Here is a 16428-nt window from a genome sequence, read left to right on the forward strand (position 1 = left end):
TCCATCGCCTTCCTGCGCCGGTGCAGGGTCACGAACAGCAATCCATCACGGGGCGATCGACCATCCAGGTGGGAACCGGCCGACCCGAACTGTCCAAAATTTGAACAGTCGGTCCTCGTGTCCTCTGCGAGTGTAATGCTCGTCACCCACACCGAAGGAGCTGTGAAGATGAAGACCAAGGCTGCCGTCGTCGTCGAACCGGGCAAGCGCATCGAGATCGAGGAACTGGATCTGGACGGTCCACGTGAGGGCGAGGTCCTCATCCGGTACACCCACGCCGGCCTCTGCCACTCCGACATCCACATCGCCCACGGCGATCTCCCCGCCCGGCTCCCGATGGTGCTCGGGCACGAAGGGGCCGGCATCATCGAGGAGGTCGGACCCGGTGTCACCCGCGTCAAGCCCGGCGATCACGTGGTCTGTTCGTTCATCCCCAACTGCGGGGTCTGCCACTACTGCGCCACCGGCCGCCAGTCGATCTGCGACATGGGCGCCACGATCCTGGAGGGGTACCTCCCCGGGGACCGGTTCCCGATCACCGGACCACGCGGGCAGTACGGGGCCATGTGCATGCTGGGCACGTTCAGCCAGTGGGGCGTCATCCACCAGAACTCCGCGGTCAAGGTCGACGACGACCTACCGCTGGACAAGGCCGTACTGGTCGGCTGCGGCGTTCCCACCGGCTGGGGCGCTGCCGTCAACACCGCCAACGTCAGGGCCGGCGACACCGTTGCCATCTACGGGGTGGGCGGCATCGGCATCAATGCCGTGCAGGGCGCCCGCTACGCCGGCGCCAAGAACGTCATCGCGATCGATCCGCTGGAGAACAAGCGGGAGAAGGCGATGGAACTCGGTGCCACCCATGCCTTCGCCACGGCTGCGGAAGCGCAGACCGCGATCACCGACATGACGCGGGGTCGCGGCGCCGACTCGGCGATCCTGACGGTCGGGCTGATGACCGAGGAGGTCGTCAGCAGCGGGTTCGACGCCATCGGCAAGGGCGGAACGGTGGTCGTCACCGGGCTCAACAAGTTCGAGGAGGCCACCATCCACCTCTCCGGTGCGGTGCTCACCCTGTTCCGCAAGAACATCAAGGGGAGCCTGTTCGGCGACTGCAACCCGACAACGGACATCCCGAAAATCCTCGGCCTCTACCAGAGCGGTGACCTCAAGCTGGATGAGATCATCACCCGCACCTACACTCTCGAGCAGGTCAACGAGGGCTACGACGACCTGCTGGCCGGCAAGAACGTCCGCGGCGTCGTGATCCACGAGCATTCGTGAGTCGAGTTGCCGAAAGCACCATCGGGCGGTCCCGAGAGGTCGAACTGCTGCTCGCCGCACTTGACGGTGGTGCACATGTCGTCCTCGAGGGGCCGCCCGGCACGGGCAAGAGCACGCTCCTGCGCACGGTGGCCAGGAGCCGTGACGTGCCGTTCCACTTCGTCGAGGGCAACGCCGAGCTGACGCCCGCGCGGCTGGTCGGGCACTTCGACCCCGCGCGGGTGCTCTCCGACGGGTACGTCCAGGAGATCTTCGTGGACGGACCGCTGGCCGCCGCGCTCCGGGACGGCGGCCTGCTCTACGTCGAGGAACTCAACCGGGTACCGGAGGAAACCCTCAACGTCCTGATCACGGTGATGTCCGAGGCCGAGCTGCACGTCCCCCGCCTCGGCCGGATCGACGCGGCCGCCGGCTTCCGGCTCGTCGCGGCCATGAATCCGTTCGATGCCGTTGGCACGGCCCGCATCTCCGCGGCCGTCTACGACCGCACCTGCCGGATCGCGATGGGCTACCAGACGGCCGGCGACGAGGTGCAGATCGTCTCCGCACGGGCGCCCGAGGTGCCGCCGGTGTGGCGGGCCGGCGTCGTCGAGTTGACGCGACGCACCAGGTCCCATCCCGACGTCAGGGTCGGCTCTTCGGTGCGCGGGGCCATCGACCTCGTGCGCGTGGGCACCTCGCTGGCCGTTGCGCGCGGCTGCCCGGTCGACGACTGGCAGGTCGGGCTGGACGCAGCCTTCGTGTCGCTGTCGGGCCGCATCCGCCTGTCCGAGTCGGCCGGGCGAACCCCGGAGGACATCGTGCGCCAACTGTACGAGGACGTCTTCGGTCCTCGGCCGGCCGACTCCGACGACCCCGCCCGGGACGGTGATTCGCCGGGGGAAGCGGTGGCCCGCCGCCAGGGGCGGGCAGCAGTGCGGTAAACCGACCGCAGCGTGGTGCAAGGACCATCTCGCGCACCGATCTGCAAAGGCGGCACGAACAGTTCGCGGCCGTCTCCCCCGAACTCGGCGCCATCGACGAGGCGGCGCTGGACGACGCGCTGCGCAACGACGCGGCCCGGGCGCTGCACCTGCTCGCCGACCTGACCACCGCCACCGACGAGGCGCTGCGCGAGGCGGCGCGCCGACTGGCCGGGAAGATCATGCTCGACCTCGCCCGCACCGGAACCGCGCCCCGATCGGGAAGCGTTCGGCTGCAACAGGTGCCGGCCGACCGTGGCGGGGATCTGGATGTCGATCTGTCGATGGAGGCCATCGCCGGTGCGCGGGCGGCCGGACGGGTGCCGAATCTGGAGGAACTGTTCTCGCGCGACTGGCGGCGGCCGGACGTCGCCCTCTGCCTCCTCGTCGACGCGTCCGGTTCGATGAGCGGCGATCGCCTCGCCGCGGCGGCACTGACCGCCGCCGCCTGCGCCTGGCGGGCACCCACCGAGTTCGCCGTGCTCAGCTTCGACCGTCAGGTCAGGGTGCACCGCGCGATCGCGGCCACCAGCGCGCCGGTGGAGACCGTGACGGGGTTGCTGGAGTTGCGCGGCCACGGGGTGACCGCGGTGGCAGCCGCGCTCCGGGCCGCCGCCGGGCAACTCGCCTCGGCGCGTGCGGCGCGCCGGATCACCATCCTGCTCAGCGACTGCCGGGCCACCGACGAGCAGGACCCCCTCCCGGCCGCCCGCGCCTTGCAGGAACTGATCGTGCTCGCACCGGCGGACGACTGCGCCGAGGCCGCCGAACTGGCGCACGCCTCGGACGCCCGCCTCGGAAGGCTCCGGAGCGCGGCGGATGCGCCGGCGGCCCTCGCCGCAGCGCTCGACCGCTGACGCCGCCACCCTGCCGACGCTGACCGACGCTGCCGTTGACCGTGCTGACGGTGCTGACCGTCGGGGTAACCAATTCCTTGCATTCTTGTTCGAGTTGCCGGGTTCTCACCGAAGACTTACCCGGAACACCTCGTCGATCACACAGGAACTGTGAGTCTGCCCAGTAGTTCAGGAGCGTTTCCTGACCGACCATCGAATTGGACTGCGCACCGTCAAGACTGGCGCTGACCACCGATGATCCACCGAGAGGTTCCCTTGATCGCTACTATTGCACCCGACCGGCCGGACGCCGCCGCCGGCCGCCCAGCACCCCCTCCACGTCTGTCCTCCCGGGGATGGGCGCGCATCCGACGGAGCACGACGACGGCCGTCTTCGTGATCGCCACCGTGATCGCCATCGCCGTCGGCGTGCGCGGGGTGGAGGTGTCACCGGTCGCTCCGGCGCTGGCGCTGTCCCCACCCGCCACCTCCACCGTCGCGATGCAGCCGACCGTCACCGCCGACGGGCCGGGCCGACCGGAGGCGGGTCCGCGCCTCGACAACGGGGCCGGTGGACCCGGGGGGGCCCGCAGCGGCAACCCGGGTGGGGGCCGGCCGTGAAGCCGGACCGGTTCGCCCCAAAGTTCCTGTGGGGCATCACCTCGGGGTCGGTGGCGGCCATGGCGCTGGCCCTGGAACATGCGCCGTGGCCGATTCCGGTCGACGCCGCCCTGCTGGCCCATGTCACTGGCCTGGTCGCCGGGTACCTGGTCGCGGTGATGTTGGTGCTGATGTCGCGGATGCCGATCCTGGAACGTCGGATCGGCCCGGACACCCTGGCCCGTTGGCACGCGAAAGGCGGCCGCACCTTCCTGATCCTGGTGTTGGTCCACGCCGGCGGAGCGGTGCAGTCGTGGGCCGATTCGCGGCATCAGAGCCTTCCTGCCTCGCTGATGGCCGTCCTCGGCCTTCCCGGCCTGGCGACCGCGACCGTCGGGACCGCCGTCTTCGTCGCCGTCAGGATGATCTCGATCCGCGCATCCCGGCGGAAGTTGTCGTACGAGACCTGGCACGGCGTCCATCTCCTGACCTACGTCGCCGTGGCGCTGTCGTTCGCCCACGAGCTGGCCGGGCCGAATCTGGCGGGGTTGCACGTCGTCCAGATCATCTGGACTCTGGTCTACGCCTACGCTTTCGCCCTGGTGCTGCGCTACCGGTTCCTGGCCCCGATCGGCGACCTGTGGCGGCATCGACTGGGGGTCGAGTCCGCGATCGCCGAGGCCGACGGGGTGGTCAGCCTGATCATGAAGGGCCGACACCTGGAGGAACTGAACGCCGAATCAGGCCAGTTCTTCCGCTGGCGTTTCCTGACGTCGCGGACGTGGCGCAGCGCCCACCCGTTCTCGCTGTCGGCCGCCCCGTACGGAGACCGGATGCGCATCACCGTCAAGGCTCTCGGTCGGGGCAGTATCCTGGTGCATTCCGTGCGACCCGGCACCTTGGTGTTCGCCGAGGGGCCGTCGGGATCGATGACGGCCCGCCGCCGCACCCAGCCATCGGTCCTGCTGATCGCCGGTGGCGTCGGGATCACGCCGATGCGAGCGCTCTTCGAGACGATCGAGCGCCGCGACGGGCGCCTGACCCTGCTCTATCGCGTGTCCAGCCAGGAGGACATCGTCTTCGGTCCCGAACTGCAGCACCTTGCGCGGATCCGGGGGGCGGAGGTCATCTGGATGGTCGGCAGGTCCTCGGAGCCGGCCAACCGGTTCACCGCCGACAACCTGCGCAGGCTGGTACCCGACGTCGATCGACGGGACGTCTACCTGTGCGCCTCCCCGGGATTGGCGGCCACCGTCCGCCGGGCCCTGGACGAGGTCGGCCTGCCCGCCCACCGGCTGCACGAGGAGGTCTTCGGATTCTGAGCCGGCGAGCCCGCGGATCGAGGACGACATCGCGTGCTCCGACTCAGCCCCCCAGGGTGAAGCCGATCCGTGCGCCGCCACCCGGCCGGGATTCTGCGAAACCGGCGCCGTCATGGGCGGCTGCGACCTCGGCCACGATGGCCAGCCCCAGACCGGAGCCGGGCATGCTCCGCGCCGCATCGGCCCGGAAGAAGCGGTCGAAGATCCGCCTCTGATCGGCCGGGTCGATGCCCGGGCCCCGGTCACGGACCTCGATCCGCCCGGGCGAGACGCCGACTTCGATTGCGCCGCTGCCGATATCGAACTTGAGTGCATTGTCCAGCAGATTCGAGATGGCTCGCTCCAGGGCCTTGGGACGGCCCAGCACGGTCACCTCCGGGTCGCCCGTGACGACCAGGGTCCGCCGGCTGCGATGCTCGTAGACGGCCGCCACTTTTCTGGCCAGAGCGGCGAGGTCCAGCGTCTCCGGCTTCTCGGTGTCGCGGCGATCCATGGCCAGTTCGATCAGTTCGTTCACCAGATTGGTGAGTTCCCTGGTTTCGCCGGCGACGTCGTCGAGCAGTCGCTGTTGCGAGCTCTGCGAGAGTTCGTCGAAGCGGCGCAGCACACTGATGTTCGTGCGCAGACTGGTCAGTGGGGTGCGGAGCTCGTGGCCGGCGTTCTGGACCAACCGCTGCTGGGCCTGCTGCGAGGCCGACAGCTGGCTGACCATCGCCTGCAGGGACGAGCTGAGCCTGCCGACCTCGTCCCGGCCGGGCATCGCGAACTCGACGTCCAGATCGCCGTGCTGGCTGACGGTCTCGGCCATCCCGGTCAGCCGGGTCAGTCTCCGGGTGATGCGGCGGGCCAGCCACCACCCGGCAATGGCGGCGAGCACCAGGACCGCCAACCCGACCAGCGCGGTGACGATCGCCAGGTGTCGCAGGATGCGGGCGGCCTCGTTGAGGTCGCGGCCGACCTGCACCGCTCCTCTGGTACCGCCGAGCGACTGGGTCAGCACCTGAAAGGTGTTGTTCCCCACCGTGACCTGATCGACGACGCGCAGGCCCGCGATGGTCCCGGCGGCAATCGACCGAGCCTGCGGGCTGACCGGCAGGCTGACCGCGGCACCCGAGAGGTGGGTGGCGCTGCCGTCGGCACCGACCGACTGGGCGGTCTCCACCACTGTTTCGGGGCCGTCGGCGCGACCTTGATCCCCACCGAAGCCCTGGGTACCGGACAGCGAGATCGTGGAGAGGGTCCCGCCGCCGGCCAGAGTGCTGGCCGCCGCCGCGAGCGACACGTTGATCTCGTTGTGCAGCGCGTGCTCGGTGGTGCTGTAGGCGACTGCGCCGATCGTGCCCGCCACCACGGCCGCGACCACTGCGAAGGCAAGGACGAACTTCTGTCGCAGCGTCATAGCTCGGCCGGGCCCCGCAGGCTGTAGCCGACGCCTCGAACGGTCCGGATCAGCGCGGGCGCGCCGACCAGTTCCAGCTTGCGGCGCAGATAGCTGATGTAGACGGCCAGGTTCTTGGACTCCGGCCCGAAGTCGTACCCCCAGATGCGATCGTAGATCGCCGAATGGGTCAGCACGGTACCCCGGTTGCGACCGAGCAGTTCCAACAGGTCGAACTCGGTCTTGGACAGGTCCAGCTGCTCGCGGTGCCACCAGACCCTTCTGCTGTCGGAATCGATCCGCAGGCCCTCGAGCTCGAACTGCGGATCGGAGCCGGCCGGCTCCAAGGGAACCCTTCGCAGGAGCGCCCGCAGTCTGGCCAGCAGTTCCTCCAGCTCGAACGGCTTGGCCAGGTAGTCGTCGGCGCCGGCATCCAGGCCCTCGACGCGGGCATCCACCTCGACCCGCGCCGTCAGCATCAGGATCGGCACCCGCATCCCGTCGGCCCGGATCACCCGGCAGACCCCCAGTCCGTCGACGCCCGGCATCATCACGTCCAGGATCACCACGTCGGGGACCTCGCGGCGGATCTTCGACAGCGCCTGCACCCCGTCGACGACCGAGGTGACCGCATAGCCCTCCAGTTCGAGGGCGCGCTCCAGCGACTCGCGGATCGCACGGTCGTCATCGGCCAGCAGAAGTCGGGGCACCATCGGTCCATCGTGACCGATAGCGGCCGAACTACCGCACAATCTCACCAAGTTCTCACCGACCGGACCGGGGCATCCCACCCGCCCCTTACCTCCGGCGTTCATCCTGGAGCGGCATCTCGGCGAAACATCCGACCAGGTCAGACCATCAGCAGACCCTCAGTTGGCGCACAGCCCGGACACAGTCGAATCCGTCGCAATCCATAGCCGGGCACGACACGATCGGCTCCAGACACATCAAGAGGGAGTCGCGACGCATGACGGCACAAGCCCTTTCACGAGCGGACCACGCCACCGGCGGCACCGCGGTCAGCACCACCCGGGCACGGTGGGACTCATCGGTGCGGCTGGCATTTCTGGTGGCCTGCTGGTCGAGTCTGCTGCTGGTAACCTACTGGTGGGCCAGCGGCGGGGGCATCTCGGACCTGACCGGCTGGGAGACCGGGCTGACCTCGACGGGTCGGCTGACGGGGCTGCTGTCCGCGGACCTGCTACTGGTCCAGGTCCTGCTGATGGCCCGAATACCGTTGCTGGAGCACGCGTTCGGGCAGGACCGGCTGGCCCACGTCCATCGCCTGGTGGGGTTTGCCTCCTTCAATCTGATGCTCGCGCACCTGGTGCTCATCGTCTGGGGCTACGCCGCCGGGAAGCTGAGCGCGACGCCCGGCACCCTCTGGGACATGACGATCCACGATCCCGGCATGCTGCTGGCTGCGGGCGGCACCCTGTGCCTGATCATGGTCGTCGTGACCAGCGTCAAGGCCGCCCGGCGCAAGTTGCGCTACGAGTCCTGGCACCTGCTGCACCTCTACGCCTACCTGGGTGTCGGGCTGGCTCTGCCCCACCAGTTGTGGACGGGTCGGGAGTTCCTGGCCAGCACGGCCAGGACCGTCTTCTGGTGGGGCTTGTGGATCGCCTCCGTGGCAGCGGTTCTGGTGTGGCGACTGGCCCTGCCGCTGTGGCGCAGCGCGCGCCACCGCATCCGGGTCACCGCCGTCGGACCGGAAGGCAGTGGGGTGATCTCGGTGCACATGGCCGGTCGCGGATCCCGGATACGGGCAGAGGCGGGGCAGTTCTTCAACTTCCGGTTCCTGAGCGGTGCGGGTTGGACCAGATCCCATCCCTACTCCCTGTCCGCCGCCCCCGACGGGCGCCATCTGAGGATCACCGCCAAGGTGGTCGGGGACGGCAGCGCGGTGCTTTCCTCGCTGCGTCCCGGGACACGGGTGCTGGTGGAAGGTCCGTACGGCCGTCTCGGTCCTCGTGCCCGCACCCGGCCACGAATCGCACTGATCGGGGCCGGGGTCGGGGTGACTCCGTTGCGGGCACTGGCCGAAGCGCTGACCTATGCGCCGGGGGAAGCCGTTCTGCTGTACCGGTTCTCCGGAGTGCCACTGTTCGAGAGCGAATTGCTCCGGCTCGCCGATCAGCGGGGCCTTCGGGTGGTTTTTCTGCCCGGGCACCGGCGGCACGCCGGCTCCTGGCTCGGGTCCGGCATCGGACCGGCCGACGACCTGACGGCCCTGACCCGCTGGGTGCCGGACATCGCCGATCGCGATGTCTACGTCTGCGGTCCCCAGGAATGGGCGCAGGACGTCCGGCGGACCACCGAGGCCGCCGGGCTGAGGGCAGACCAGTTCCACGTCGAAAGCTTTGGGTGGTAACAGCTGTGAAACGCATCGTGATGTTCTTCATGAGCACCGTCACCGTCCTGGTGTTGCTGCTCGGTTACCACACGTCCACCTCTTCGAAAGCGGTCGGGGGCGAGACCGCGTTCGTGTCCACCCGGGAGGCCGGGCCGACCAGCGCTGCAGCGGCCCCCGCCACCAGCGCCGCGGCAGCGCCCAGCACCAACGCCGCGGCAGCCCCTAGCACCGGTAAGAACGCCACCGTCACCGGCAGCGTCGCGGATACCCGATGGGGGCCGGTCCAGGTGCAGCTGACCGTGCAGAACGGCAAGATCACCGCCGTGTCGGTGGTGCAGTACCCGAACGGCAACGGTCGGGACCAGGAGATCAACTCCTACGCCCTGCCGATCCTGGTCCAGGAGACGATCACCGCGCAGAGCGCCAAGGTCGACATGGTCAGCGGCGCCACCGTCACCAGCGACGGCTACCTGACGTCCCTGCAGAGCGCCATCGATCAGGCCGGGCTGTGAACCGATCGGGCCGGGCTACGAATCAATCAGGCCCGACTGCGACACCGGTTGATGCCGATGACCCCGCTGCATCCGACATCAAGTCCGCCACGGCTCGGTACGTGGAACACGTCATGGGCATGCCGGTCAGCCTCGCACTGCGAGGGCGGCACAGCCGCGACGACCGGGCCACCGCTGCCTGGTCGCGGGTCATGGCCGTTCTGCGCGACGTCGACGCGGTGTTCAGCACATACCGACCCGACTCGTTCATCAGCCGGCTGGGGCGCCACGAGATCACCGTCCAGGACTGCCCGCCCGAGGTCGCAGAGGTATTCGCCCTTGGGCAGGCCGCCGAGTGGGAGTCGGACGGCGCGTTCAGCATCTCGCTCCCCGGCCCCGGCAACACCCGCGTCCTGGACCCGAGCGGCGTCGTCAAGGGCTGGGCGGTGGAACGGGCCGCCGCCGCATTGCGGGAGTTGCCCGGGACCGACTTCTGTCTCTCGGCCGGAGGCGACATAGTCTGTCGCACCGTCGATACCAGGGGCGCCCTGTGGCAGATCGGGGTGGAGGACCCGCGCGATCCCAGCCGGATCCTGGCCGTCGTGCCCGTCCGCACCGGCGCCGTCGCCACCTCCGGCACGGCTCATCGCGGACACCACCTGATCGACCCCCGGACCGGGCTGAGCCCCGTCGGCGTCGCGTCGGTCACCGTCGTGGGCCCATCGCTGACCGGTGCCGACATCGACGCCACGGCCGCGTACGTGCACGGCCGTGATGCCGCCCGGTGGCTGCGGACCCGCCCGGGCCGCACGGGTCTGGTCGTCTGGGAGGACGGCAGCACCACGATCGTGCAGCCGTAGTCCGGGCGCTGCCGAGAAGCGGGCGACGTCGGTGGGTATGGTGCAGATCTGCTGAATCGACCCTCTCGGCATTAATCACGAAACCGGAGAAATCACCATGGATCTCGACAGCGCAGTAGCCGTGATCACCGGGGGGGCCAGCGGCCTCGGTCTGGCCACCGCGCGGAGGCTGGCCGCCGCGGCCGCCCAGGTGGTCCTCGTCGACCTCGGCTCGTCGGGCGGACGCGAGGTCGCCGCCACCTTCGACGGGAAGGCGAGCTTCGTCGAAGCCGACGTCACGAGCGAAGGGCAGATCGCGGCGGCCTTCGACCTCGCCGAGAGCTTCGGCCCGGTGCGGGTCGTGGTCAACTGCGCCGGGATCGCCACCCCTGGTCGCATTCTCGGCAAGGGCGGCGTCCTCCCGCTGGAGCAGTTCAGCAGGGTCGTCCAGATCAACCTGGTCGGCACCTTCAACGTCCTCCGTCTGGGCGCCGAACGCATCGCCCGGACGGACCCGATCGGCGAGGAGCGGGGCGTGATCGTCAACACCGCCTCGGTCGCGGCGTTCGACGGTCAGATCGGGCAGGCCGCCTACTCGGCGAGCAAGGGCGGGGTCGTGGGCCTGACTCTTTCCGCAGCAAGGGATCTCGCGGACAAATTGATCCGCGTGATGACGATCGCACCCGGCATCTTCGAGACTCCGATGCTTGCCGGCCTCCCGGAGTCGGCCCGGCAGTCCCTCGGCACCCAGGTGCCCCACCCGAGTCGGCTGGGAACTCCGGACGAGTATGCGGCTCTGGTGGAGCACATCATCGCCAATCCGATGCTCAACGGCGAGGTCATCCGTCTGGACGGTGCCATCCGGATGGCACCCAGATGACGTTGCCCGGCCACACCGTCGTGCACCGCCGCCGTTCTCGTCGCCGTTCTATCGTGCGATCGCCTCCTGCACGGCGATCCGGAAGAGATCGGACAGCGGTATCCCGGCGGCCTCGGCCATCATGGGGATGACGCTCTTCCCGGCGAAGGAGCAGTAGAGGCCGGCCTCCAGGAACCACGGCTGCCCGCTGGGGTCGATCCGGAAGTCGAAAAGGCTGTAGTCGCGACATCCCAGGGCCACGTGACACTTCTTCGCCGCTTCCCACACCCGCGACGTGATCGGATCACCCAGGTCCACCATCCACGCCTTCGACAACTGCTTCGCGACCAGGTTGAGGTCACCGTCGTCGTTCCGGCTGATCTTGTCGTCGTGATTCCTGATCGGCTTGGTCGCACTGTCGACCCGGTACTCCTCCAGCGGCAGCGCGACGAGTTCACCGTCACGCACCAGGATGCCGCAGCGAACCTCGCGGCCGAGTTCGACGAACGACTCCACCAGGGCCCCGCCGGAATGGGCGAACGCCAGCTTGAGGGCGGCGCCGTACTCCTCCCGGCTGCGGACCAGGCTCACACCGAGGGAGTTGTCGCCGTCGACCGGTTTCACAACCACCGGCAGCGGGAGGGACGGCTCCGCTCCCCCTCGGCGGAGTACCTCGCCGGGCGGTACGGCCACACCCGCTGCGGCCACGACGGCTTTCGCGTGCGCCTTGTTCGCGGTCATCGCCATCACGTCGGGGGTGTTCCCCACGTAGGGCAGCCCGAGCACATCGAGCAACGCCCGGTAGGACGTCATGCCGGGGAGGCAGAACATCTGCGGCACCACGACATCGAGCCGGAGCGCCGTCAGGTGCTGCACCGCCTCGCTCAACGGCATCGGCGGTGCCGAGCCGATCGCTTCGGGGCTCAGATCGGCCGGGAACCGCCATTGCAGATCCGGGGTCACATAGGCGACGTGGAATTCGTAGCGTTCGGCGTCCGCCGTAGATTCCAGCGCATCCTTCGCATACAGACGCGACAGATCGCACAGGAATTCGCTGACCGCGGAACCCACCAGGTGCAGCACACGGGCGGTCACCGGTCAGTCCCCGGCCGGCTCGACGAGTTTGCCGATGTTGAAGTCGATGCGCACCCAGTACTTCAGATGCAGGAGATTGTGCAGCAGCAACCACGGGATCTGCGCGTGGTGGACCATCAGGAACGGCAGCGGATCGTTCCAGTCGAAGATGGCGTCCTTCCCGCGACGGATCGTCGCGAGCCGGGACCTGATGTTCTTCGGCTGCGTCACCAGACGCCAGATCTCGTGGTAGATCCAGTAGGTGGGCCGGCTACCCTCCAGCGGCTTGATCATCGGGACGCCGTCGTCGAGGTAGGCCGACGCCAGGTCGGGATGGTCGTAGAACATCGTGATGGCCGAGTGGGTCCGGGGATTGCACTCGATGGCGTAGAGACCGCCGTCATCGGCCTCGATGAAATCGAAGCTGACCTGGCCGGTGATCTTCAGCGGTTCGACGAATTTCCTGACCCATTCCTCGATCTCGGGCTTGTCGACCATCTGGTAGTTGATCTGGAACGCCGACGACTCGCAGCAGCAGTAGACCTGGATCTTCCCGTCCCGCACGGTGCTGTGGGTGCAGTACTCCTGGCCGCGGACCATCGCCTGCATGATCCACGGGTTGTCCGCCGAGATCGGTTTGGACGCAGCGAAAGCGGCGGTCTCCGCCTGGGTGGGGCGAGGCAGCGTGGTGAGATCCATCCGGTGGACCGGGTCGTAGGCGATGCTCTTGAGGATGTAATCCTGCTCGGCCCCGCCGAAGTCGAAGTCGTCGACCTGACGCGCCGACGAGATGCGGTGGGTGTCGGGCACCGACAGACCCAGCGAGGCGGCCCGGGAGGCGAACTCGTACTTGTCGTCGACGGTCCGGATCATGTCCAGGTCGCAGTGCAGCACCTCGCAGTACTGCGACAGGGCCGGCTTTGTGAGCGCGTCGTAGTAGCTGGCCGCCGGGCTGCAGACCGGTACGTAGACATCGACGCCCTCCTTGCGCACGATGGCGATCAGCGCGTCCACGTAATCGGGCGACTGCGGTTTCGGAATGGTGTGGAAGCGGTCGACGGCCCGGGAGAATCGATGTCCGGTCAGCCAGTACTTGCCCGATTCGACCAGGATGACCCGGTGGCCGTCCGCGTGGAACGACCGCGCGAGTTGCAGCGCCTTGGTCATCTTGCCCCCGCTGATCAGGATCGTACTGGGCCGCAGCGCTTTCCGTCGGGAGGGGCCGACGAACTTCGACCGGACCAGCGCGACCGCCGTGAGCAGCAGGTTCAGGGGTAGGGCCAGCAGGAGCAGACCGAGGGCACCGAGCGTCTTGGACACGGTCTTCACCGGGCGCCGCCCAGCAGGGACGGGTGCGGGGACGTGTGCAGGCGCGGATTTCTCGGTGGATGTCGAAGCGGATGCCTGGGAGGGAGACAAGGCTGGTGTCCCGTCTGTTTCGTCGATACCGGAGTCTGCTGGACGACGGGACGACGGCTACGCCGCCGCCGGTCCGGCGCTGAGCCGGCCGTACCCCGTCACCATGCCGCGGTGCATCACCCGGTCGCCGACGACGTCACCGTGGTCAGCTCGATGCAGGACGCAGCCGTTGTCCCACATCACCACGTCGCCGGGCGACCAGGCGTGACGAAAGGTGTTGTCCTCGGCGGTGGAATGGCGGTAGAGGTAGTCGATCATGCTGCGCCCCTTCGCATCCCCCATACCGCTGATGGACACGCAACGCTCCGGGGTGGACAGGTACAGCGCCGTCCGGCCGGAGATCGGGTGCGGACGGAAAACTGGATGCTCGGCCTCGGTCTCGTCGTCCTCGCCGAGGTCGAGGCCGGTCACGACGTGCTTGATCATCCGGCCCTCCAGCTCCGCCCGGATGTCACCCGGCAGGGTCTCGAACGCCCGGTACTGGTTGGTGAAGAGAGTCTCCCCTCCCCGCGCGGGGATCTCGACCGCCCGCAGCGCGGTGTAGGCGGGCGGGTTGCGCACGTAGCTGGTGTCGACGTGGAACACGCTGCGGGGCGGGGTGGTCCGCCCGACGTTGCTGATCACGTTGAGATCCGGGAAGCCGGCCACGGGCGTCTCCCCGGTGGAGAAGGTCAACTCCCCGAACCGCTTCAGGAACGCGACGAAGGCTGCGTCGTCCACGTCCTGGCCCGGCAGGACCACGACGCCGTGGTCGGCCAGCAGACGCCGCAGTTCGGCGAGCACGTCCTGATCGACCTCGCCCAACGGCAGGTCGGTGATCCTCAGACCGATCGGGGCCAGGACTTCGTGATGCATGGTCTTTCCCTTCGAGAACTGCGCGTGCGTCATCGGTCTGAAAGCCCGGTCGCGTCGACCCGACGAATCAGGGTCAGACCGTCGCGTAGCGGGATGATCACCTGTTCGACCCGGGCGTCAGCGGCCACCCGCTGGTTGAACTCGGCGATCGCGGCCCCGTTCGGCGTCGAGGAACCAGGCACCCACGGCTGCCCCTGCATCAGGGTGTTGTCGACGCACACCAGTCCGTGTGGTGCCAGCAGTCCGGAGTCCAGGATGGCGTCGAGATAGGCGGCGTAGCCGCCCTTGTCGGCGTCGATGAAGATGAGATCGAAGACCTGGCCGGCGGCGGCCAGTTCGTGCAGGGTGGTCAGGGCGGGGCCCACTTGGACCGTGATCCGGTGCCCCACGGCGGACTCCTGGAAGCAGCGCTGCGCGAAGGCGGCGACGTCGGCATCGATCTCGCAGGCGACCAGCCGACCGCCGTCCGGGAGCGCTTCGGCCATCGCGAGTGCCGAATACCCGGTGAACATCCCGATCTCCAGCACGTGCTCGGCGCGGGTGGCGTGCACCAGCATCTTCAGGACCTGGCCCTCGACGTGGCCGGAGAGCATCTCCTGCTCCAGAGGTCCGGGCCCCTCGCCCTGGGGACGACGATTCCAGTCCTGCTCCTGGGTCCGCCGGGTGAGCAACCTCAGCGCAGCGGACTCCGGTGTCGTCCAGCGGTCCAGGTAGGGATCCAGACCTTGTGCGAGCTCGCAGATCTCGCGGAGTTCCGACATCAGGGACGGCTCGACGCCGTCCGCCTCGCCCACCCGCTGGAGGAGTTGCTCGAGTCGGTGCGCCAGGATGCTGCTCGGTGTCACCGGTCTCGGCGAGCCCGGCACCGACGTGGTGGCCGGGTTCCTGCGAGCCGCTGCGATTGACCCGGTCATACGGTGAACATCTCTTCGCCGGCGCCCCCGCGCGGGTAGTGACCGCACACCTCGCCGTGGATGGTGAGCATCCGGTCGAGCTCGTCGCCGGTCAGATCGTTGATGAAGTAGCAGGTTCCGATCGGCCTGGGTACGGCAGCCCGGAGTTGGCCGTCGCGGGTCTGGATGATCGCATCGGTTCCCTTGCCCAGCAGTTCGGAGGTGAGGTGGGGGCTGTTCAGGGCAAGCCCGAGCCGGCTCATCAGCCAGAAGATCCGGTCGCGCTCGCTGACCGAGATGTAGCCGCGCTGCTCGGCAAGGGTGGTCGAGAAGGCCATGTCGATGTTGATGGCCTGGCCGTGGAAGAACGGAACCTCGGGCGTCAGCTCCAGCACGGGGCTCCAGGTGTGGCCGAAGGCGATCACCCGGTCGAGATCGAGCTCGTGCAGGTTGGGAACCTCCAGCCGCAGCATCGTCTCGATGGCCTGGTAGGTGACCTGCTGGGCGATCTCCCGCAGCTCCTGCGTCCCGTCGAGATGACCGAACCGGGTGTGCAGCAGATCCTCGCCGTACTTCTCCAGGAGCTCGAAGATCCCGCTGTTGGCGACGGTGGAGATCTTGATCAGCTCGGCCATCCCGTTGCGAACCTGGTCGGTCGGAAGGGTTTTCAGGAACGAGAAGTCCAGGATGACCTTCTGGGATGCGTGGTAGGCACCCAGGCGGTTCTTGGATTTTCCGTGGTTCACGCCCACCTTGATGGAGACGCTCGCGTCGATCAGTCCGATCAACGTCGTGGGGATCCGGATGTAGTTCGTCGATCGGCGGTAGGAGGCACAGGCGAACCCGGCTACATCGGTCGTCAGGCCGCCACCGACGACCAGCACCGGTTCGGTGCGCAGCAGCCCGAACTCGCCGAACGCGTCCACGATCGATTCGACCGTCCGCAGGGTCTTGGCGGTTTCCCGGATGGCGACCGGGAACATCGTCAGATCGATGTGGTGGTAGTCGAAGTAGGCACGCATCTGCTCGCCGTTCAGCGCGTACACGGCGTCGTCGATGACCATCAGGCAACGCCCGAGATGGCGGTAGCTGTCGGCGATCTCGGTGTTCTCGACGTTGAAGGCGCCATCGACGTACAGCAGCGAGTAGTCGATCTTCTCGTAGGCCTCGATGTGGAATGCGGTGTCCGTCGCGGTGAAGGTCGGTTGCAGCTGGGCGGTCATTTTTGATGCATCTCCAGTTCGTTGGTCGGCGCGCAGG

Annotated in this window: 16 protein-coding genes; 9 read left to right on the forward strand and 7 right to left on the reverse strand. The window is 68.2% G+C overall.

The genetic code is table 11. The features are described 5' to 3' along the window. Positions 1 to 168: 168 nt before the first annotated feature. The 5 genes from H7F38_RS19415 (at position 169) to H7F38_RS19435 (ending at position 5004) form a co-directional block, all read left to right on the forward strand. Positions 169 to 1284: an NDMA-dependent alcohol dehydrogenase gene (locus H7F38_RS19415; protein ID WP_187091359.1), complete on the forward strand. Its 1116-nt coding sequence runs from the start codon at positions 169 to 171 to the stop codon at positions 1282 to 1284. Further along, a complete protein-coding gene (locus tag H7F38_RS19420; RefSeq protein ID WP_187091360.1) occupies positions 1281 to 2207 on the forward strand; it encodes a MoxR family ATPase in 927 nt (308 codons plus the stop codon). Before H7F38_RS19415 ends, H7F38_RS19420 begins: the two co-directional genes overlap by 4 nt. Before the next feature lie 221 nt (positions 2208 to 2428). After that, positions 2429 to 3103, forward strand: coding sequence for a VWA domain-containing protein (locus tag H7F38_RS19425; RefSeq protein WP_222618187.1), 675 nt, complete (start codon positions 2429 to 2431; stop codon positions 3101 to 3103). A gap of 375 nt (positions 3104 to 3478) precedes the next feature. Next, the gene (locus tag H7F38_RS19430; protein ID WP_187091361.1) at positions 3479 to 3703 is read left to right on the forward strand and encodes a hypothetical protein; all 225 of its coding nucleotides are present in this window, start codon (positions 3479 to 3481) and stop codon (positions 3701 to 3703) included. Continuing rightward, on the forward strand, positions 3700 to 5004 hold the full coding sequence (locus tag H7F38_RS19435; RefSeq protein WP_187091362.1) for a ferric reductase-like transmembrane domain-containing protein: 1305 nt from the start codon (positions 3700 to 3702) through the stop codon (positions 5002 to 5004). Before H7F38_RS19430 ends, H7F38_RS19435 begins: the two co-directional genes overlap by 4 nt. Before the next feature lie 43 nt (positions 5005 to 5047). Here H7F38_RS19435 and H7F38_RS19440 read toward each other — a convergent pair whose 3' ends face one another. Continuing rightward, complete coding sequence (locus H7F38_RS19440; protein WP_187091363.1) at positions 5048 to 6403, reverse strand: cell wall metabolism sensor histidine kinase WalK; 1356 nt, start codon at positions 6401 to 6403, stop codon at positions 5048 to 5050. After that, positions 6400 to 7095, reverse strand: coding sequence for a response regulator transcription factor (locus tag H7F38_RS19445; protein ID WP_187091364.1), 696 nt, complete (start codon positions 7093 to 7095; stop codon positions 6400 to 6402). The genes H7F38_RS19440 and H7F38_RS19445 overlap by 4 nt, the downstream gene beginning before the upstream one ends. A gap of 254 nt (positions 7096 to 7349) precedes the next feature. Between H7F38_RS19445 and H7F38_RS19450 the strand changes: the two genes are divergently transcribed. From H7F38_RS19450 to H7F38_RS19465, 4 genes are all read left to right on the forward strand, one after another. Further along, positions 7350 to 8756 (forward strand): ferric reductase-like transmembrane domain-containing protein, encoded by a 1407-nt coding sequence (locus H7F38_RS19450; protein ID WP_187091365.1) that lies wholly within the window; start codon positions 7350 to 7352, stop codon positions 8754 to 8756. 5 nt (positions 8757 to 8761) lie between these two features. Next, complete coding sequence (locus H7F38_RS19455; RefSeq protein WP_187091366.1) at positions 8762 to 9250, forward strand: FMN-binding protein; 489 nt, start codon at positions 8762 to 8764, stop codon at positions 9248 to 9250. 113 nt (positions 9251 to 9363) lie between these two features. After that, a complete protein-coding gene (locus H7F38_RS19460) occupies positions 9364 to 10089 on the forward strand; it encodes an FAD:protein FMN transferase (RefSeq protein ID WP_222618188.1) in 726 nt (241 codons plus the stop codon). A 97-nt stretch (positions 10090 to 10186) separates the two neighbouring features. Beyond that, positions 10187 to 10948 (forward strand): SDR family NAD(P)-dependent oxidoreductase, encoded by a 762-nt coding sequence (locus H7F38_RS19465; RefSeq protein ID WP_187091367.1) that lies wholly within the window; start codon positions 10187 to 10189, stop codon positions 10946 to 10948. A 48-nt stretch (positions 10949 to 10996) separates the two neighbouring features. Here H7F38_RS19465 and H7F38_RS19470 read toward each other — a convergent pair whose 3' ends face one another. The 5 genes from H7F38_RS19470 to H7F38_RS19490 all read right to left on the reverse strand — a co-directional run bounded on the left by H7F38_RS19470 (position 10997) and on the right by H7F38_RS19490 (position 16391). Further along, positions 10997 to 12022 (reverse strand): D-alanine--D-alanine ligase, encoded by a 1026-nt coding sequence (locus H7F38_RS19470; protein ID WP_187091368.1) that lies wholly within the window; start codon positions 12020 to 12022, stop codon positions 10997 to 10999. A 3-nt stretch (positions 12023 to 12025) separates the two neighbouring features. Continuing rightward, positions 12026 to 13330, reverse strand: coding sequence for an ATP-grasp domain-containing protein (locus H7F38_RS19475; protein WP_187091369.1), 1305 nt, complete (start codon positions 13328 to 13330; stop codon positions 12026 to 12028). Positions 13331 to 13477: 147 nt separating this feature from the next. Next, positions 13478 to 14275, reverse strand: a complete 798-nt coding sequence (locus H7F38_RS19480) for a TauD/TfdA family dioxygenase (RefSeq protein WP_187091370.1) — start codon at positions 14273 to 14275, stop codon at positions 13478 to 13480. Between the two features lie 29 nt (positions 14276 to 14304). Then, positions 14305 to 15189 (reverse strand): O-methyltransferase, encoded by an 885-nt coding sequence (locus H7F38_RS19485; protein WP_187091371.1) that lies wholly within the window; start codon positions 15187 to 15189, stop codon positions 14305 to 14307. Next, the gene (locus H7F38_RS19490) at positions 15186 to 16391 is read right to left on the reverse strand and encodes a sedoheptulose 7-phosphate cyclase (protein ID WP_187091372.1); all 1206 of its coding nucleotides are present in this window, start codon (positions 16389 to 16391) and stop codon (positions 15186 to 15188) included. Before H7F38_RS19490 ends, H7F38_RS19485 begins: the two co-directional genes overlap by 4 nt. Positions 16392 to 16428 lie beyond the last annotated feature (37 nt).

Source organism: Nakamurella sp. PAMC28650 (genome assembly GCF_014303395.1).
GTDB lineage: Bacteria > Actinomycetota > Actinomycetes > Mycobacteriales > Nakamurellaceae > Nakamurella.